Below are 20,047 nucleotides of genomic sequence, written 5' to 3' on the forward strand. Positions count from 1 at the left end.
CCCGGCGAGCGAAGCGGCCAGAGCCGACGCCGCCGGGCACGGCCCGGCGCTACCGAGATTCGCAGGCGGTCATGGGCAGCGCCGGGCCATGCCCGGCGAGCGAAGCGGCCAGAGCCGACGCCGCCGGGCACGGCCCGGCGCTACCGGGATTCGCAGGCGGTCATGGGTGGCGCCAGGCCACGCCCGGCGGGAGAAGCGGGCATCCGCCACCCCGATTGTTCAGCCGCCCACCCGGGCGGCTTCACATCTGCACCATCCCCATTTAACAACCGCCATGTCACGGTGCCATCCACGTAGTCATGCAGACGGGAGTGTGTGGATGAGCACCGAGAAGAAAGCCGATTTCTCCGGCGTCACTGCCAGCGTCGACAGCACCGCCCAGGAAGTTCCAAAGGCGGACTTCTCCGGCGTCAGCGCTTCGGTGGACAGTACTGCTGAGGTAGTCAGTGGCGGTACCTACACCGTGCAGAAGGGTGATTCGCTGTCGAATATCGCCAAGGAGCACCTGGGCGATGCCAATGCCTGGAAGAAGATCTTCGAGGCCAACCGCGATGTCCTCGACGATCCGGACAAGATTTTCCCGGGCCAGACCCTGAAGCTGCCGCAGAAATAGAAATAAGGGCACAGTGCGTTGAATCGCGCCAAGCCTGTCCAACCATCCTTGAGAGGAACATCCGAATGATCAAGACCAGTCCGCTCCAGACCGCCCTGATCGCCGCCCTGCTGGGCAGCGTCGCTCTCGTTGGCTGCAAGAAGAAAGAAGAGTCCACTGACAATAATGCTGCCCCGGCAGCGACCGCCCCGGCCGAGTCGGCACCGGCGCCGATGACCGGCGCGCCGCCGCCGATGACGGAAGCTGCGTCGGTCAACGTTTCTTCGGTGACCGTTGGCAAGACCGCCGCCGCCGACAAGTCGGTCGCGACCTCAGCTCTGTTTGGCAAGAAGGACGACATCATTGTTTCGGTCAAGACTGACGGGGCGGCCAGCAACGCAACCGTGGGTGTCAAGCTGACCTACCAGGACGGGCAGGTGGCGGGCGAAGAAAGTGCCACGCTGAATACCAGCGGTGCGGAAACCACCAACGTCACCTTCAAGAACGCCAATGGCTGGCCGGCCGGCAAGTACCGCGCCGAAGTGATGGTTGATGGCAAGGCGGCCGGAACGCCGCAGGAGTTCGAGGTCAAGTAAGTCCCGCCGACTCTCTCCCGGTTGGACTCACGATGGACGCAGCCGCGAGGCTGCGTCTTTTTTTTGCATGTTCCCCCGAAGCCGCATCCACGCATGGCCTGGATCTACTGGCGCCGGTGGCAGGCATGGTTGCATCCGATACCACGTAGCTGGACCACAGCGTTGCCGTGGTGCAGTACCGCAGCGTATGGCATGGCTTTGCCCCGCGCCGCTGAAAACGCGACAATGCAGGGGTTTCCCCATCGCGCGCCCACCCTGACGGCGACGGGGAAAGTGACACGGTTGCACGTGGCACGGCGCCTGCGCCGGCCTTCCCCTGAGAACTGCTACAGAGTCCAAGTCCCCCATGTCCAAGATCCTCTACACGCTGACCGACGAAGCACCGTTCCTGGCTACCCAGTCGCTGCTGCCGATCGTCGAGGCCTACACCGCCACCGCCGGTATCGTGGTGGAAACCCGTGACATCTCGTTGTCCGGCCGCATCCTGTCGCAGTTCCCGGAACTGCTCAGCGACGCGCAGAAGGTCAGCGACCACCTGGCCGAGCTGGGGCAGCTGGCGACCACTCCGGATGCCAACATCATCAAGCTGCCGAACATCTCCGCTTCGGTGCCGCAGCTGAAGGCCGCCATCAAGGAACTGCAGGACCAGGGCTACCCGCTGCCTGCTTACCCGGAGACCCCGGCCGACGACCAGCAGCGCGACTACAAGGCGCGCTATGACAAGGTCAAGGGCAGCGCGGTGAACCCGGTGCTGCGCGAAGGCAACTCCGACCGCCGTGCACCGCTGTCGGTGAAGAACTACGCGCGCAAGCACCCGCACCGCATGGGTGCCTGGGCTTCGGATTCGAAGTCGCACGTCGCACACATGGCCGCGGGTGATTTCTACGGCAGCGAAAAGTCGGCCACCCTGGCCAGCGCCGGTTCGCTGAAGATCACCTTCCACGGCAAGGACGGCAGCGCCGTCGTGCTGAAGGAAAAGACGGCGGTCAAGGCCGGAGAAATCGTCGATGCCGCGGTGATGAGCCGGAAGGCACTGGCTGCCTTCATCGGTGAGCAGATCGCCGATGCCAAGGCCCAGGGCGTGCTGTTCTCGCTGCACCTGAAGGCGACCATGATGAAGGTCTCCGACCCGATCATGTTCGGCGTGGCCGTCAACGAATTCTACAAGGACGTGCTGGCCAAGCACGCCGACGTGCTGAAGCAGGCCGGTTTCGATGCCAACAACGGCATCGGTGACCTGGCCGCGCGCCTGCCGTCGCTGCCGGAAGCCACCCGCGGCGCCATCGAAGCCGACCTGGCCGCCGAGTACGCACAGCGTCCGGGCGTGGCCATGGTCAACTCGGACAAGGGCATCACCAACCTGCACGTGCCGAGCGACGTCATCGTCGACGCCTCGATGCCGGCGATGATCCGCGACTCCGGCAAGATGTGGAATGCCGAAGGCAAGCTGCAGGACACCAAGGCCGTCATCCCCGACCGCTGCTATGCCGGCGTGTACCAGGCCGTCATCGACGACTGCAAGGCCAACGGTGCCTTCAACCCGGCCACCATGGGCTCGGTGCCGAACGTCGGCCTGATGGCGCAGAAGGCCGAAGAGTACGGCTCGCACGACAAGACCTTCCAGATCACCGCCGACGGCGTGGTCAAGGTCACCGACGAGGCCGGCAGCGTGGTGTTCGAGCACGCCGTGGAAGCCGGTGACATCTGGCGCATGTGCCAGACCAAGGACGCGCCGATCCAGGACTGGGTGAAGCTGGCCGTCGAACGCGCGCGCCTGAGCAGCACCCCTGCCGTGTTCTGGCTGGATGCCGGCCGCGCCCACGACGCGCAGGTCATCGCCAAGGTCGAGCAGTACCTGAAGGACCATGACACCAACGGCCTGGACATCCGCATCCTGCCGCCGGTGGAAGCGACCGCCTTCTCGCTGGACCGCATCCGCAAGGGTGAGGACACCATCTCGGTGACCGGCAACGTGCTGCGCGACTACCTGACCGACCTGTTCCCGATCATGGAGCTGGGTACCAGCGCCAAGATGCTGTCGATCGTGCCGCTGATGGCCGGTGGCGGCCTGTTCGAGACCGGCGCCGGTGGTTCGGCCCCGAAGCACGTGCAGCAGTTCGTCGAAGAGGACTACCTGCGCTGGGATTCGCTGGGTGAGTTCCTCGCCCTGGCCGCGTCGCTGGAACACTTGGGCAACCGCTACGACAACGCTGCGGCCCGCGTGCTGGCCAAGGCGCTGGACGAAGCCAACGGCCAGTTCCTGGACAATGACAAGTCGCCTTCGCGCAAGCTGGGTGGCATCGACAACCGCGGCAGCCACTTCTACATCGCGCTGTACTGGGCCCAGGCCCTGGCCGCGCAGGATGAAGACGCCGCACTGAAGGCCCGCTTCGCTCCGCTGGCCAAGGCACTGACCGACAACGAGCAGACCATCGTCGATGAGCTGGCCGCGGTGCAGGGCAAGGCCGTGGACATCGGCGGCTACTACCGTCCGGACCTGGCCAAGGCCAGCAAGGCCATGCGCCCGAGCGCGGCCTTCAACACCGCCCTGGAGCAGCTGCGCGGCTGATCCATCGCCGCCTGCGTGTGACACCCGGAAACCCGCGCTTCGGCGCGGGTTTCTTTTTGCCTGGGCGGGCTTCTGTAGAGCCGAGCCCGTGCTCGGCTGCTTCTGCTCCCGCCCTTTCGTAGAGTCGAGCTTGCTCGACTTCTGCCGGAAGCAGCAGAGCAGGCTCGACGCTATCGAAGCGCCAATGCAGCCGAGCATGGGCTCGGCTCTACACAAGCTACCCCACGCCGGCGTATGGTGGATGCCCCTGTCCCTGCCGAGCCGTGCATGTCCCAGCCTGACATCGCCATCGACCTGGCACCGCGCATCGCCGTGGCCATCCGCGATGGCTTCGAGGACTACCACGCGCGCTTCGCGGCGATCACCGCGCGGGCGCGGCTGCGCTTCGAGCAGCGCGACTGGGCCGCTGCACGGCAGGATGCGGTCGAGCGCATCGCCTTGTACGACCTGTGCATCGCCGAACGGATGGACGCGTTGCGGCGCATGGCCGGCGATGCGATCGGCGTGCGCGCGCTGTGGCTGCAGGTGCACGCGCACTACAGCGCGCTGCTGCAGGGGCCGATCGACGCCGAACTGTACAAGACCTTCTACAACACCCTGGCGCGGCGCCTGTTCGCCACCCGCGGGGTAGACCCGGCGCTGGAATTCATCGCCTTCGACATCGAACCCTCCGATGCGATTACCCACCCGGTGGCACGCCACACCTACGCGGTGTCGCCCACGCGCCCGGTGGAGGCCCTGCAGCGGGTGCTGGCCGATTACCGCTTCGACGTGCCTTACGCACACCAGCTGCGCTGCGCGGCCGCCATTGCCATCCGCCTGCAGGATGACCTCGCCCATTGGGGCGATACGCCGGTGCGCAGCATCGAGCTGCTCGACACCGTGTTCTACCGCGAGCGTCGCGCTTACCTCGTCGGCCGCGTGTTCGGCGAACACCGCTTCTCGCCCTGCATCATCGCCCTGGTCAACGACGAGCGCGGTCTGCGCGCGGATGCAGTGCTGACCCGGCGCCGCGATGTCGCCCACCTGTTCGGTGTCTCGCGCAGCTATTTCCAGGCCAACCTGGCCACCGTCGGCGATGCCGTGGTGTTCCTGCGCAGCCTGCTGCCGGGCAAGCCGATCGACGAGATCTACACCGTGCTCGGCCGCGCCAAGCAGGGCAAGACGGAGCGGTACCGCACCTTCTTCCGCCACTTCAACGAACACCCGCACGAACAGCTGGTGCATGCCGAGGGCACGCCGGGCATGGTCATGGCGGTATTCACCCTGCCCAGCTATCCGCTGGTGTTCAAGCTGATCCGCGACCGCTTCGCCTGGCCCAAGGCGATGTCGCGCCAGCAGGTGGAAGAGAAGTACGCGCTGGTGTTCAACCTGGACCGCGTCGGCCGCCTGCTCGATGCACAGCCCTACCGCCACCTGCGCTTCCCGCGCGCGCGCTTCTCTCCGGCGCTGCTGGACGAGCTGCTGCAGCAGTGCGCGCAGAGCGTGCGCGTGCAGGGCGACGAGATCGAGGTCGCCCTGTGCTACGTGCAGCGCCGCTTCCGCCCGTTGAACCTGTACCTGCGCGAGCAGGGTGCGCCGGGCGTGCGCGCGGCCGTGCTGGACTACGCGCAGGCGATCACCGACATGGCCCGCAACAACATCTTCCCCGGCGACATGCTGCCGAAGAATTTCGGCGTGTCACGCCATGGTCGCGCGGTGTTCTACGACTACGACGAGCTGTGCCTGGTCAGTGATTGCGTGTTCCGCGCCTGGCCGCAGCCGCGTACGCCGGAAGAGGCGCTGGCCGACGAGCCCTGGTTCCATGTCGGCCCGCGCGATGTGTTTCCCGAACGCTTCGGTCCGTTCATGGGCCTGCCGGCGCAGGAGCTGGCGGCGGTGCGTGAACACTACCGCCACCTGTTCGATCCCGCCTGGTGGCAGGGCCTGCAGGCCCGCTTCGCCAGTGGCGATATTCCTGACACGCCACCGTACGCTGCCGATCACCGTTTGGCGTGACCCGGCCACTAGCCCTGCGGCGCGAAAGTCGGTTAGGCTGGACCATCATTGCCAAGGATCCGGTACCGATGCGCTCATCCCTTTGTCTTGCCGTTGCCCTGGCGGTCGGCAGCGTTACCGCCATCACCGCTTTTGATGCCCCTGCGCAGACCACGAAGGCGGTGCGCGCCACCGCCGAGGCCAGCATGGTGCTGACCGGCACCATCGACGTGGCCACAGACGGCTCGGTCAGCAATCTTGTACTGGACCAGCGCGAGCGCTTGACGCCCACGATCGCTGGTTTCGTCGACGGCACCATCCGCAGCTGGCGCTTCGAACCGACCGTGCAGGATGGACGTGCGGTGTCCGTGACGGCACCGATCCGCGTGCGCCTGCTCGGCAAGCCTGCAGCTGACGGCACGATGGAAGTACGCATGACGGGCGTCAACTTCAACGTGTACAGCGACAAGGATACCGATACCGTGACGCGGCGCGAGATGGGGCCGCCGAGCTATCCGCAGCAGGCGTTCCGCAACGGCGTGCAGGGCGAGGTGGTGCTGCTGATCAGGGTGGACCGGGATGGCAATGCAGCCGACGTCGCCACCGAGCAGGTGAACCTGGGGGTCGTGGGGCCCGAGCGCTCCATGCGGCAGATGCGTGATCTGTTTGCCAATGCCAGCACCGCCGCCGCCCGTAAATGGACCTTTGCACCGCCGACCACCGGAAAGGACAAGGACGCTGCCGAGTGGACGGTTCGTACGGTGGTCAGCTACACGATGAGTGACGGACCGGGCGTCCAGCCAACGCCCTATGGCGTCTGGAAGCCCTTCATCCCGGGCCCGCGCCAGTCGGCGCCGTGGCGCCAGCAGGATGTCGCGCAGGAGGGTAGTGACCTGCTGCCGGCCGGCGGCGTGTACATGGTGGATGGTGCCCATCGTGGCCTGCGTCTGCTGACGGCACTGGCAGAGGACTGAGTCCCGTCTGGTCCCTCGTGTTCCAGGGCTGCGAGGCATGGCGCGCGCTGGCAACGAGGGACCTGTCTTTCAAGCACAAGGAGTGAGTGTGATGCGATCTTCCCTTTTCCTGGCCCTGACCCTGGCCCTCGGTGGCGGCGCCGCCTGCATCGGCACCGCCGATGCGCAGAGCGCGCGTGAAGTACGCAAGCAGACCGAGGCCAGCATGACGCTCAGTGGTGTCATCGACATCGGCCGCGATGGCCAGGTTGAAGGCTTCCAGCTCGACCACCGCGAGAAGGTTGCCGAAGACGTGGCGGCGATGGTCGACGGCACGGTCAAGGCGTGGCGTTTCGAGCCGGTGCTGGTCAATGGCCAGCCGGTGCGTGCGCGCACCACCGTCCAGCTGCGCCTGCTGGCGGACAACCTGGCCGGCAACACCATGCAGGTCCGCGTGACCGACGCGAACTTCGACAAGGTCCGCGACGAGAACGACCTCGGCAGCGATGACATCCGCGCGTTGAACATGCGCCCGCCGGTGTATCCGGACAAGGCAGCCTCGATCCGCGGCCAGGGCGTGGTGCTGCTGCTGGTCAAGATCGGGCGTGACGGCAAGGTTGCCGACGTGATTGCCGAGCGGACCAACCTGACTTCGGTCGGTCCCGGCCGCACCATGGATATGCTGCGTGACGTGCTGGCCAAGGCCAGCGTCAAGACCGCGCGCACCTGGACCTTCAAGCCGCCGACGACCGGCAAGGACAAGGACGCTGAGTTCTGGACCGTGCGGGTTCCCGTCCATTACGCCTTCGACTCGAAGAAGGAGCGCTACGGCCGCTGGTCCGCCTACATCCCCGGCCCGCGCCAGCAGGCACCGTGGAAGACCGGCGAAGACGCGAATGCCAGCGGCTCCGACCTGCTGCCCGAAGGCGGCGTCTACATGGTCGGCCGCAACGACGGCCCGCGCCTGCTGACCCCGCTGGGCTGACCGACGCGGCCACAGCGCCAGACCGTCCCTGGCGCGCCCGCGCACGGATCAATCCGCGTGCGGGTAGACCACCACACGGTTGCGGCCCTGTTCCTTGGCCAGGTACAGGGCCTTGTCGGCCAGCCGCAGCGCCTGTTCCACGTCGGCATGGAACGTGGGGAAATGGGCCACGCCCAGCGACACGGTGATGTTGCCGACCGGTGCGAACGGTTGCCCGGCAATCGCCTGGCGCAGGCGCTCGGCGGCCTGCTGCGCCGCCGCCACGCTGACGCCCGGCAGCAGCACCAGGAATTCCTCGCCACCGGCGCGGCACAGCACGTCGGTCTCGCGCGAATGGCGTCGCATCTGCTCGGCGATGTGGACGATGGCGGCATCGCCGACGTCATGGCCGTGGCCGTCGTTGATCGCCTTGAAACGGTCGATGTCCAGCGCCAGGATCGCGAACGGCACGCCTTGCGCCTGCAGCATCTCCAGCGCGTTCTGCAGGCCGCGGCGGTTCAGCAGCCCGGTCATCGGGTCGGTCCGGCTGGCGCGGTTGAGCGTACCGATGCGGTCCTGCAGCGCGTTGAAGCTGTACAGCACCGCCTGCTTCAGCTGCGCCACTTCGAAGTACCACGCGCGGATGCCGGTGACATGGTTGATCGCGTTGCCGGTGTCTTCGCCTTCCTGCACGTTGCGCGCCAGCTGCCACAGCGGCATCGAGATGCGCCTGGCGAACCACCAGGTGATCAGCAGCGAGAGCACGCCCAGCGGGATTGCGTTCCAGATGACTGAGGTCATCAGGCGCGACAGCGGCTGCAGGGTCGCTTCGGTCGGGCGCTGGGCGATGATGCCCCAGCCGGTGACCGGCACCGGGGCATAGCCGGACAGCTGGGCCACGCCATGGTTGTTGACCAGCTGCTGGCTGCCGGAACGACCGCCCATCACCGCCTTCACCGCCGCGTTGTTCCGCGCGTAGGTGCCCACTTCCTTCGGGTTGTTGTGGTAGATGATGCGGCCGTTGTGGTCGACCACGTACAGGTAGGACCCGTCGCGATAGTAGTGCTTGCCCAGCAGCGTGTGCAGCGCGCTGCGCTGGCGCAGGTACAGGGTGCCGCTGACGTAGCCCAGGTAGGCGCCCTGGCGGTCGAAGATGGGGTGCGACAGCGAGATCAGCAGCTTGCCCGTCGCCGACTGGTAGGGATCGCTGATCAGCGGCTGGCGGCGCGCCAGCGCTTGCCTGCTGCCGAAGCTCTTCAGCACTTCGCCCTGCAGCTGCAAGGTCTGCGGTGAGGTGGCGATGACAAGGCCGCCGGCATTGACCACCAGCGAGGAGTTGAAGCTGCTGGACTGCAGCTGCAGGCGGCTGGCTTCGTCCTGCGCGTGGCCGGCATCCAGCCCGCTCTCACCGAGCCGGGTGGCAGCGTAGGCCAGCTGCTGCTGCGCGGAGAGCAGAAAGGCCTGCGTCGTGTCGGCCAGCTTGCTGGTGTAGACGCGGTTGGCTTCCAAGGTGTTGCTCACCAGTTGGTCGCGCTGCACGCGGTAGCTGGCCAGCAGCGTGTTGCCGAGGGCGATGAGCGTACTCAGCAGGGCCAGCGCAAGAATCAGCTTGCCCAGGTTGAGGCGGTTGGAGATGGGTGGCATGCAGCGACTGCGCCCACTGCTGCGGCAGCGCAGCCGGGCACGAACGGTGGGGAAGCCGCCATTATGGGCACATTCGCCTGCCCTGGGGTTAAGTACGGTGTCCCGGTGTCAGCGTTGCAGGCGCCGCCGCAACGTATCGCGCACGCGCTCGGCGCCAGCCGCGTCCAGCGGCGCGAGCACGCCACGCGCATCCTGCGGCACATGCGCGGCCGTATGTTCGCCCGCATCGAACACATAGTGGTCGAGCATCGTGCGCCAGTGCGCGCGCTGTTCGGGCGGCAGGTCGCGCAGGGCGAGGATGGCCAGCATCAGCGCGTTCATGGGCGAATCCATCCACGCCGGCACCGGTCGCCACCAGCTGTTGACCAGCACGTTGAACGCTTCCAGGCCTTCCATGTGGTGCCACCACAGCGAGGGAATGAACACCGCGTCGCCGGGCTCCAGCTCGGCCACCTGGGCCTGTGCCCACGCCTGCGTGAAGCGCGGGAAGCGCTGCAGGTCCGGCGCATGGAAATCGACCAGGCTGATCGCCTGCCCGGCCGGGGTGAAGTCCAGCGGCCCGACGTACAGATTGTCGATCTGCTCCGGTGCGAACAGGGTGACCCGGCGGCGGCCGGCTGCCACACAGGCCAGGTTGTCCGGCACGTCCTGGTGGGCGGCGATGCGCGAGCGGTTGCCGATCCAGATGCTGGCCAGCGGATCGGCCACACCGAGGTGCAGCGGATTGGCCTGGCGGAAACCCGGCAGGAAACTGTCCAGCGTGGTCGATGCCACATAGATGGAGGGCGGCGCGGGATCGCTGGCGTACTTCAGCAGCGTGGCCAGCACCACCTTCAGCGGAATCTGCTCGCGGCGGAAATTGAAGCCGCTCATGTCCTCGTTATAGAACAACCGGCCCCGCGTGTCGGGCGCGGCGGTGGTCGCCGTCACCGGCATCTGCCCATGGTCGAAGCTGGCCAGGTGGGCCACCGCCTCGGCGGGCGAACGGCGCGCGGCCATCACCAGCGGCCAGTGCGCCACCAGCCCACGGATGACCTTCGGCGTGGTCCAGGTGGGCAGCTGCACGTGCAGCTGCGCCGGGTCCAAGCCGTGTATCTCTTCGATGGGGCGGGGCGGTGAAAGCATGCGCGGTCATCCGGAGCGGAGCGGCTTGGGCCTGAGCCGGCCCCGTGGAGCCGGGCCCATGCCCGGCCCCACGGTACCGCAGCAGGTCAGAACTTGTAACGCACGCCGAACATGTAGCGCGGGCCGGTCTGGGTGGCGTAGCGCAGCATGTTGGTGTGGCGCGCGTAGGTGCGCATGGTTTCGTCAGTCAGGTTGATCGCTTCCAGGCTCAGGGTCAGCTGCTCGCTTACCGCGTAGCTGATGTTCAGATCCAGCTGGCCATAGGCGGCAGTGTAGTTCGGGTTCGGGCCCTGGCCACCGATGCCGTTGAGGAACTTGTCGCGCCAGTTGTAGGCCGCACGGATCTGCCACGCGTTCTTGTCGTAGAAGGCCACCACGTTGGCCGAGTCGCTCAGGCCGATCATCGGGTACTGATCACCCAGGCTGAGGTTGTCGAAGGTCAGCCCAGACTTCACCTTGGTGTAGTTGGCCGCCACACCAAAGCCGGACTGGCCGAACAGGTGCTGCACCGCCACTTCCCAGCCATCGAGGTGGTCCGAGCGCTGGTTCGCCGGCAGAGTGATGTCGAACCCGGCAATCGGGTCACCCGGCTGGCCGACAATACTGCCGGTCTGCTGGCCGGCCGAGTTGACGCCCGTGGAGGTCACGCCCGGATCACCAGCGTGGTTGGTGAAGATGTAGTTGCGGATGCATACCGTGTCGGTGGTCACGCAGCCTGATGCCAGCGCCTCGTTCCAGTACGCGCCACCGACCGGTGTATGCAGGCTGCCGGCGTTTTCGCGTGCGATGGTGTTGCTGATGAAGTTCTTGATGTTCTTGCGGAAGAAGCCCACCGAAGCGTAGCTGGCCTCGCCGTAGTACCACTCCAGCGACAGGTCGAAGTTGTCCGACAGCAACGGCTCCAGTGCCGGATTGCCGCGCGAGCCGGTGCCGCCCTGGGTGCGCACGATGTTGTCCAGGCGCTGGCCACTTTCGATCTGTGTCCAGCCAGGGCGACCGAGGCTGCGGCTGTAGCTGCCGCGCAGGGCCAGCGACTCGCTGAAGTCGAGCTTCAGGTCGAGGTTGGGCAGCAGATAGTCGTACTTGCCTTTGCCGCCAACGAATGCGCCTTCGTCGGCATAGGTAATGTTGAATTCATTGAGCGAGTTCCAGCTGATCGAGGTCGGCACCCTGACCAGCGCCAGCGATTCAACTTCGGTCTGCTCGTAGCGCACGCCGGCGGCGATGTGCAGCGGCGTGTTCCAGTCGAACGTGGTGCGGTACTGCAGATAGGCGCTCTTGGAGGTCTCCTTCGTGCGGATATCCTCTGAGTATTCGGTAGGGGCCAGGTAGCAGGTAGGGCAGGCTGGCTCCGCTCCGTTGGCGACCTGCGCGGCGCGGTCGCGCAGGCGGTCGAAGTCGAACACCAGGAACTGACCGGTCAGCCGGGGATCGTTGTGGCCGGAGAACGCCTTGAAGTACTTGCCCATGTCATCGGCGTACCAGATGCTGTCGTCGTAGTCTGCCGGTGTACCCACGCCGCCCCAGCTGTCGCGCTGTTCGATGGCAGCCGCCGAGCGGTTGTCGACCTGGGTGTGGCCCACACCGAAATCCAGTGCCGAGTAGTCGGCAAAACGGAACACGCCCTTGGCCTGGAACTGCTCCACCTCCGACTTGTTGTAGCTGTTCTGGAACACCGAGCCGGTCACCAAGGCGTCCGATGCCTGCACGCCACCGGGCGGAAGGGCGATGTTGATGATGGGCAGCTCGCCGCTGTAATCCACGGTGGTCTTGCCGCGCACGTAGGCAGCTACGCCCAGCACACCGGCGGAGCCGTAGGGGCCATCCGGCTGGGATTCAGCGCTGGCGCGGTGGTAGTCGAATGACAGGTCCAGCGCGTCGTTGACCTCCCAGTCCACGTTGAAACCCACCGCTTCCATGCTGTTCTTCGTGGCCAGCTTCATGCCACCCATGGCAACATCGCCGTTGACCACGTCTTCGCTGTAGACGATCGGCGCAGCCACGGGGCCGTTGGTCCAGGTGCTGTCGCCCGGGCCGTAGTTGAACCACACGGAAAGCTCGCTGCGCTGCTGCTGGACCTTGTTTTCCACGTAGGTGTAATCCAGCGTGGTGGTGACGTTGTCTACCGGCTTCCATTGCAACGTGGCCTGCCCGTTGGTGCGCTGGCGCTGCACAGCGTTGACGTTGTAGGCGGTGTTCTGCGGCCGGCCGTAGATGTCGTTCGGACCGGGCCGGTTGCTGATGCGGTCCGAGTAGCCCTGGCCCGGCTGCGGCAAGGCCCGCCAGTCGGAGGTGTCATCGCCGCGCAAGGTGGCCCAGCCTTCGGCCACAGTGGCCTGGTTGAACCCCGAGTCACGCTCCTGGTGGCTGCCACTGAGGGCGATGCCGAAGCGGCCATCGGCATAGGTCTGGCTGAAGATGCCCGACAGCTCACCGGTGATGTTGGACCCCTGCATCGTCCGTGGCACATTGTCGTTGGAGGTGTCGTGCACCGCCTTCATGCCCAGGCTGATGACCGGTGCCGCCTCCAGTGGGCGCATCGTTTTGATGTTGATCGTCGCGCCAATGCCTCCGGTCGGGTTGTCGGCCCGGGTGGTCTTGTAAACCTCCACCGCCGAGATCGATTCGGACGCGATGTTGGCGAAGTCGAACGAGCGCGAGCCGCTCAAACCACCGCCACCGTTGCCGAGATTGGACGCCGGCATCTGCCGGCCGTTCAACAGCACCAGATTGTAGTCGGGGCCGATGCCGCGCACGGTCACCTTCGAGCCTTCACCGCTGGAAGTGCGGTCGATCGACACGCCGCTGATGCGCTGCAGCGACTCAGCCAGGTTGGTATCGGGGAACTTGCCGATGTCCTCGGCGACGATGCCATCGACCACGCCCTGGCTGTCGCGCTTGAGGTTCATCGACGACTGCAGGCTGCCGCGGATGCCGGTGACCTGCACCGTATCGAGCGTGGCCGGGTCGGGTGTTTCGCCGGCAGGTGCGTCCTGCGCCCAGGCCGGTGCAGCAAGCGCTGCGAGCAGCGCGGAAGTGAGCATCGTCTTGCGAGGTACTGCCTTGTACGTCTTCATGGAAGCTCCCTCCCCAGGGAATTCGGTGGTGTCGGTGCGGCGTTGTCTCGATCGCGGGTTACTGCATGTGGCCGGATTGGAGCGACGGTTGACAGCGTTGTCAACAAACTGCCATCAAGTGCACCGGGTCAACGTGTGCGCAGGCCGCGATGTAACCGTTGCCATGAACGCGCTCACGCTGATGAATTGCCTTTGTCTGCGGCATTTGCAGCGTTTTTTCAGCAATGACAGCGCTGCCAATGGATCGGTGCAGGTGTGTTGTGCGGTGCAGAACAAAACTGCGCAGATGCCGGTGCAGCGTGGCGGAGGCGAGTGCTTCGGCGTGACTGACAGCGCTGGACAACTGGAATGTCGAGAGGATGCCGTGCATGTCCTCTGCATGGCTTGAATCAATGACCGGGAGGACAGGCTCTGGACATTACAACAACGATGGACGGACAACCCATGCAACTCAGTGGCCTCGTGCTGGCCTGTCATCGTGCACGACGAAGCCGCCGTGGCTCACGTGCACGTGCATGCGTAGGAACCGGCTACGGACGCGCAGGTCCGCTGCGGCAGGGGGCGTCAGCGCCTGCGTGGTGCGGCGGTCGACTCGCGATCCAGCACCGCGTGCTCGACCGTGATCATGCGTCCGGCGGTCTCGGCGCGGATGTGCTCGATCAGCTGCTCGGTCGCCAGCCGGCCCATGTGCGCGGTCGGCTGGCGCACCGTGGTCAGCGCCGGATAGATGTGTCCGGCGATCGGCGTGTCGTCGAAGCCGCACACCGACAGGTCGCGCGGCACGCGCAGGCCACGCTCGCCCGCCACGCGGTACACCGCGGCAGCCATGTCATCGTTGGCGGCGAAGATCGCCGTCGGTGGGTCATCCAGATCGAGCAGGGTGTTGGCGGCGTCCACGCCGGATTCGAACGAGAACTGGCCGCTGACCACCAGTTCCGGGTCGTAGGCGATGCCCGCCTCGCGCAGCGCCTGGCGGTAACCGGCGTGGCGCCACTGGCAGGCACCGTGCGCGCGCGGGCCCTTGATGTGGCCGATGCGGCGATGGCCCTGCGCGACCAGGTGGCCGATCAGTTCGACCACGGCGGTGGTTTCATCCATGCGCACGCCGATGCGGCCTTCCGGGTAACGTGGCGCGATGCAGGCGAAGGGGATGTCCTGTTCTTCCAGGTACGACAGCACCACCTCGTCGTCGGTCAGCGGTGGAATCAGCACCACGCCATCCGGGCGCGAATTCTCGAACAGCGCGGCCAGGTCGGGCAGGGTGCGGCGGCCGGTGCCGACCGGGCCCAGGATCAGGTTGTAGTGCTGCGCATGGCAGGCTTCCAGCATCCCGCTCTGGATTTCCATCAGGTAGTTGCGCGAGGGATTGTTGTAGACCAGCGCCAGTGCATACGAGCGCTGCCCGGCCAGGCTGCGCGCCGACAGGTTGGGCTTGTAGCCAAGCCGCGCCACCGCCGCAAGCACGCGTTCGCGGGTCTGCTCCCGCACGTTCGGCTCATGGTTGAGCACGCGCGACACGGTCTTGATCGAAACCCCTGCAACGGCGGCGACATCCTCGATTCGACTGCGCATGATGCGATGGTTCCTCCTGGAAGGCGGCGGGCACGCGACGATGGTAGTGCGTGCTGGCCCGGTCGGTGTTGCCGAAGCAGGCGGATGTTGCCACGACAGGAGGGGCGCTGGCACGCTCCGATTTCGTGTCGCGATGCAGCACCCACGCAGTGCGCTGGCGTGTCGATGATGCGCCAGGCCCCGTGGTTGCGGGACGGCTGGCACGTTGTACGCGAACAACGATTGACAGCAGCGGGGTCGCCTTATATGACAGCGCTGTCAGGAGCGGTGCGCAAGCGCCCATGCCGGTGTGCGGTCGCAGACACGCGCCCCAGGAACTTCATCCACGGAGGTAGAGCCCAGTGAATCGCCCCACCCAGACCCTTCTTGCCAGCTGCCTGCTGGCCGCCCTTGCCGCGCCCGTCGGTGCCGCACCGGCCAGCGGTGAACGCCTGCAGGACTGGCCGCGCGTGCACAGCGCGATCACCACCGATGCGCAGATCGAAAGCCGCGTGCAGCAGATCCTTTCGCAGATGACGTTGGCTCAGAAGATCGGGCAGATGACCCAGGCCGAGATCAAGACGATCACGCCCGAGCAGGTGCGCCGCTACTACATCGGTTCGGTGCTCAACGGCGGCGGCTCGTGGCCGGGCATGGACAAGCACGCCAGCGTGCAGGACTGGCTGAAGCTGGCGGACGCCTACCATGCCGCCTCGCTGGCCACCGACGCGAAGACGCCGGTGCCGGTGATCTGGGGCACCGATGCGGTGCATGGCCACAACAATGTGCTGGGCGCTACCCTGTTCCCGCACAACATCGGCCTGGGCGCGGCTGGTGATCCGGAACTGATCGAGCGCATCGGCGAGGCCACCGCGCGTTCGGTGCGCGCCACCGGCATCGGCTGGGTGTTCGCACCCACCTTGGCCGTCGCCCACGACCCGCGCTGGGGCCGTACCTATGAAAGCTATTCGTCCGACCCGGCGGTCATCCGCAGCTTCGCGCATGCCTACGTCAAGGGCGCGCAGGGCGCGTTCAAGGATGACGGCAATGTGGTCACCACCGCCAAGCACTACCTCGGCGATGGCGCCACCGACAGCGGCCGCGACCAGGGCGAGGCGCTGGTCGACAAGGCGACGATGATCAACGTGCATGCGCAGGGCTACTACGGTGCACTGGCCGAAGGCGCGCAGACCGTGATGGCCTCGTTCAACAGCTGGAACGATCGTGCCGCCGGCGTCGACTACGGCAAGATGCACGGCAGCAAGGCGCTGCTGACCGATGCGTTGAAGGACAGGATGGGCTTCGACGGCTTCGTCGTCTCCGACTGGAACGGCATCGCCCAGGTGCCGGGCTGCCGCAACGACAGCTGTGCGCAGGCGATCAACGCCGGCATTGACATGGTGATGGTGCCCGACGACTGGAAAGCCTTCATCGCCAACACCACCGCGCAGGTGCAGAAGGGCGAGATCCCGATGGCGCGCATCGACGATGCGGTGACGCGCATCCTGCGGGTGAAGCTGCGCGCCGGCCTGTTCGAGCACAAGCCGTCCGACAGCCGCTATGCCGGCGATGCCAGCGCCGTGCAGCACCGCGAACTGGCGCGCCGTGCGGTGCGTGAATCGCTGGTGCTGCTGAAGAACGACGACAAGGTGCTGCCGCTGCGCCGCGACGCGCGCGTGCTGGTGGTCGGCAAGGGCGCCGACAACATCGGTGACCAGTCCGGTGGCTGGTCGCTGACCTGGCAGGGCACCGAAAACAAGAACGCCGATTTCCCCAACGCCGATTCGGTACTGGGCGCGCTGCGCGCCGAACTGGGTACGGGCAAAGTCAGCTTCAGTGCCGATGGCCAGGGCATCGACCCGAAGGCGTTCGACGTGGTGCTGGCGGTGATCGGCGAGACCCCGTATGCGGAAACAAACGGTGACATCCTCGCTTCGGATACCGTGAGCCACAGCCGTGCCTACCCGCAGGACCTGGCCGCGCTGAAGGCCGCCGCTGCGACCGGAAAGCCGGTGGTCACGGTCTACATGTCCGGCCGCCCGATGTACACCAACGACCTGCTCAACCTGTCCAGCGCCTTCGTCGCGGCCTGGCTGCCGGGCACCGAAGGCAAGGGTGTGACCGACGTGCTGGTGGCCGGCAAGGGCGGCAAGCCCGCGCACGACTTCCGCGGCCGCCTCAGCTTCCCGTGGCCGGGCGTGCCGTGCCCGGCACCGATCGACCAGCCTGATGCGAAGAAGCCGTCGCTGTTCGCGGTCGGCTATGGCCTCAGCTACGCCAAGGGCGGCAAGGTCGCCAGGCTCGACGAGGCCGACCCGGACAGCTGCGGCGAAGTGACCGTGCTGCCGATCTTCAACCGCGCCGATACGCCGCCGTTCGCACTGCACGTGGCGGCCGCGGGTGCAACCCAGCCGCTGGGCAGCGACCTCAACGCCACCCTGCGCTGGCCCACCGCCAAGCCGGTGGTGCAGGTGCGCACCGTTCAGGTGAACACCCAGCAGGACGCCAAGGAAGTGACCTGGCTGGCCCCGGCGCAGCTGATCGCACGCAGCACCTCGCGCCGCAACCTGGGCGCCCTGGCGCGCAGCAACGGTGCGCTGCAGTTCGACGTGCAGCTGGTGAAGCGCCCGGCCTCGCCGGTGAAGGTGACCATGCAGTGCGGCAGTGGCTGCGAGGGCGGGGTGGATATCGCCCCCCTGCTGGGCAAGCTGTCGCCAGGGCAGAAGCAGACGGTGACCGTGCCGCTGGCCTGTTTCGCCAGGCAGGGGGTGGACCTGGGCGCGGTGGAAGCCCCGTTCGTGGTGAGCGCGGACAAGCCGTTGGCCGCGGCCTTCACCCAGGTCAAGCTGACCGCCAACACGGCCAACGCCGAGGACGCGGTGGACTGCCCGTACTCGGACCTGTTGCGGCGGGCTTTGTCCGGCGTTGCCCCGATCGCGCGCGCGCATGCATTCCGCCGGGCATGGCCCGGCGCTACCAGGAGATCCACGCCATGCGTGGATGAGCCATTCCGAAGGCAAAAAAAAGCCCCGCAGTGCGGGGCTTTTTTCTTATCGCTTCATCGAACCGAAGAACTCGTCGTTGGACTTGGTGTTCTTCATCTTGTCCAGCAGGAATTCCATCGCGGCCATTTCATCCATCGGGTGCAGCAGCTTGCGCAGGATCCAGATCTTCTGCAGCAGTTCCGGTTCGATCAGCAGGTCTTCGCGGCGGGTGCCCGAACGGTTGATGTCGATGGCCGGGAACACGCGCTTTTCAGCGATGCGACGGCTCAGGTGCACTTCGCTGTTGCCGGTGCCCTTGAACTCTTCGTAGATCACCTCGTCCATCTTCGAGCCGGTATCGACCAGCGCGGTGGCGATGATGGTCAGGCTGCCGCCTTCTTCCACGTTGCGCGCGGCACCGAAGAAGCGCTTCGGGCGGTGCAGGGCGTTGGCGTCCACACCACCGGTCAGCACCTTGCCCGAGCTCGGCACCACGTTGTTGTAGGCGCGGGCCAGGCGGGTGATGGAGTCCAGCAGGATCACCACGTCCTTCTTGTGCTCGACCAGGCGCTTGGCGCGCTCGATGACCATTTCGGCCACCTGCACGTGGCGCGCGGCCGGCTCGTCGAAGGTCGAGCTGATGACCTCGCCGCGCACGGTGCGCTGCATTTCGGTCACTTCTTCCGGGCGCTCGTCGATCAACAGCACGATCAGGTGCACGTCCGGGTGGTTGGTGGTGATGGCCGTGGCCACCTGCTGCATCATCATCGTCTTGCCGGCCTTCGGCTGGGAAACGATGAGCGAGCGCTGGCCCTTGCCCTGCGGCGCCATCAGGTCGAGGATGCGGCCGGTGATGTCTTCCGACGAACCGTTGCCGCGCTCCAGGGTGAAGCGGCGACGCGGGAACAGCGGGGTCAGGTTCTCGAACAGCACCTTGTTCTTCGACGCTTCGATCGGCTCACCGTTGATGGTGTCGACGATGTTCAGTGCGAAGTAGCGTTCGCCATCCTTCGGGAAGCGGATGCGGCCGGAGATGTGGTCGCCGGTGCGCAGGTTGAAGCGGCGGATCTGGCTGGGCGAGATGTAGGTGTCGTCCGGGCCGGCCAGGTAGCTGGCCTCGGCCGCGCGCAGGAAGCCGAAGCCGTCGGGCAGGATTTCCAGCACGCCGTCGGCGGCGACGCCGTCACCGTGGCGGGTCAGCACCTTCAGCAGGGCGAAGATGACGTCCTGCTTGCGGGCGCGGGCGACGCCTTCGGAGATCTGCAGCTGCTCGGCGATTTCCAGCAGCTTCTGCGCCGGCATGCGCTTGAGGTCGCTCAGCGAGTAGACCGGGAAGCCTTCCGGCACGTTGGCGTGCGGGCGTGGCACGAAGGGCTGCTGCTCGCCGCCGTCCTGCGGCATGCCGTCATCGCGGCCACGGCCACCACGGTCGCGGTCGCGACGGTTGCGGAAGCGGTCGCGGCGGTTGCCCTGGCCCTGCTGGCCGTTCTGGCCTCCCTGGTTGTAGGGGTTGTTGTTCTGACCCTGGCCCTGGTTCTGGCCGCCGCCCTGGTGGTTCTGCTGGCGCTGGCCGGATTCGCGGCCTTCGCCACCTTCACCGCCGCCGGAGGCGGGGGCTTCAGCGGCAGGCGCGCTCGGCGCGGGGGCGGCTGCGGCCGGTGCCGGCGCTTCGGGCGCGGCTGCCAGCGGCAGGGTCGGCTGCGCGGGGGCAGCGCTGGTTTCGGCGGCGGCCGGAGCGGCTGCCTTGCTCACGCGGGGCTTGCGCACGCGCTTTTCGGCGGGCGCATCGGCGCTGCCGGTTTCGGAAGTGTTATCGGACAAGAGCGTTATTCCTCGCTTGAAGGTGCGAGCGCCCGGCTGGGGCGGCGAACGTTGGGAATGGGTCTGGAAGAAACTGCGTCCAGAGGGTGCGGCACGCGAACGCGGCCGGATATGCCGACACTATCATCGGCCAGCGGCGCCATGCAAGGGCCGCCGGGAACTGCATTCATGTGGGCGCGGGGCGCCCGGCGGCA

Annotated in this window: 12 protein-coding genes and 1 pseudogene; 7 read left to right on the forward strand and 6 right to left on the reverse strand. The window is 66.6% G+C overall.

Annotated features, from left to right (window positions below):
* Window positions 1-319: 319 nt before the first annotated feature.
* From FJU31_RS00005 to FJU31_RS00030, 6 genes are all read left to right on the forward strand, one after another.
* Window positions 320-613, forward strand: coding sequence for a LysM peptidoglycan-binding domain-containing protein (locus tag FJU31_RS00005; RefSeq protein WP_150452957.1), 294 nt, complete (start codon window positions 320-322; stop codon window positions 611-613).
* 65 nt (window positions 614-678) lie between these two features.
* Window positions 679-1,188, forward strand: a complete 510-nt coding sequence (locus FJU31_RS00010) for a hypothetical protein (RefSeq protein ID WP_150452958.1) — start codon at window positions 679-681, stop codon at window positions 1,186-1,188.
* 346 nt (window positions 1,189-1,534) lie between these two features.
* Complete coding sequence (locus tag FJU31_RS00015) at window positions 1,535-3,757, forward strand: NADP-dependent isocitrate dehydrogenase (RefSeq protein WP_150452959.1); 2,223 nt, start codon at window positions 1,535-1,537, stop codon at window positions 3,755-3,757.
* 267 nt (window positions 3,758-4,024) lie between these two features.
* Window positions 4,025-5,755, forward strand: a complete 1,731-nt coding sequence (aceK, locus tag FJU31_RS00020; RefSeq protein ID WP_150452960.1) for a bifunctional isocitrate dehydrogenase kinase/phosphatase — start codon at window positions 4,025-4,027, stop codon at window positions 5,753-5,755.
* 68 nt (window positions 5,756-5,823) lie between these two features.
* Entirely contained in the window at window positions 5,824-6,708 is an 885-nt protein-coding gene (locus FJU31_RS00025; protein WP_150452961.1) for an energy transducer TonB, read from the forward strand.
* Between the two features lie 91 nt (window positions 6,709-6,799).
* A complete protein-coding gene (locus FJU31_RS00030) occupies window positions 6,800-7,672 on the forward strand; it encodes an energy transducer TonB (protein ID WP_246161171.1) in 873 nt (290 codons plus the stop codon).
* Between the two features lie 48 nt (window positions 7,673-7,720).
* Here FJU31_RS00030 and FJU31_RS00035 read toward each other — a convergent pair whose 3' ends face one another.
* The 5 genes from FJU31_RS00035 to FJU31_RS00055 all read right to left on the reverse strand — a co-directional run bounded on the left by FJU31_RS00035 (window position 7,721) and on the right by FJU31_RS00055 (window position 15,069).
* Window positions 7,721-9,295: a sensor domain-containing diguanylate cyclase gene (locus FJU31_RS00035; protein ID WP_150452963.1), complete on the reverse strand. Its 1,575-nt coding sequence runs from the start codon at window positions 9,293-9,295 to the stop codon at window positions 7,721-7,723.
* Between the two features lie 108 nt (window positions 9,296-9,403).
* Window positions 9,404-10,420 carry a cupin-like domain-containing protein gene (locus tag FJU31_RS00040; protein WP_150452964.1) on the reverse strand — a complete coding sequence of 339 codons (1,017 nt, stop codon included), beginning with the start codon at window positions 10,418-10,420 and terminating at the stop codon, window positions 9,404-9,406.
* Between the two features lie 86 nt (window positions 10,421-10,506).
* Window positions 10,507-13,497 carry a TonB-dependent receptor gene (locus FJU31_RS00045; RefSeq protein ID WP_150452965.1) on the reverse strand — a complete coding sequence of 997 codons (2,991 nt, stop codon included), beginning with the start codon at window positions 13,495-13,497 and terminating at the stop codon, window positions 10,507-10,509.
* Window positions 13,498-13,597: 100 nt separating this feature from the next.
* The gene (locus tag FJU31_RS00050; protein ID WP_150452966.1) at window positions 13,598-13,867 is read right to left on the reverse strand and encodes a hypothetical protein; all 270 of its coding nucleotides are present in this window, start codon (window positions 13,865-13,867) and stop codon (window positions 13,598-13,600) included.
* Between the two features lie 194 nt (window positions 13,868-14,061).
* Window positions 14,062-15,069, reverse strand: coding sequence for a LacI family DNA-binding transcriptional regulator (locus tag FJU31_RS00055; RefSeq protein WP_150452967.1), 1,008 nt, complete (start codon window positions 15,067-15,069; stop codon window positions 14,062-14,064).
* 512 nt (window positions 15,070-15,581) lie between these two features.
* Between FJU31_RS00055 and FJU31_RS00060 the strand changes: the two are divergent.
* Window positions 15,582-17,885, forward strand: a pseudogene (locus FJU31_RS00060) (glycoside hydrolase family 3 protein); the annotation flags it as partial.
* Between the two features lie 213 nt (window positions 17,886-18,098).
* Here the strand turns inward: FJU31_RS00060 and rho are convergent.
* Window positions 18,099-19,853, reverse strand: a complete 1,755-nt coding sequence (gene rho, locus FJU31_RS00065; protein WP_150452968.1) for a transcription termination factor Rho — start codon at window positions 19,851-19,853, stop codon at window positions 18,099-18,101.
* Window positions 19,854-20,047 lie beyond the last annotated feature (194 nt).

Origin of the sequence: Stenotrophomonas cyclobalanopsidis (assembly GCF_008710035.1) — a bacterium.
GTDB classification, from domain to species: Bacteria; Pseudomonadota; Gammaproteobacteria; order Xanthomonadales; family Xanthomonadaceae; genus Stenotrophomonas; species Stenotrophomonas cyclobalanopsidis.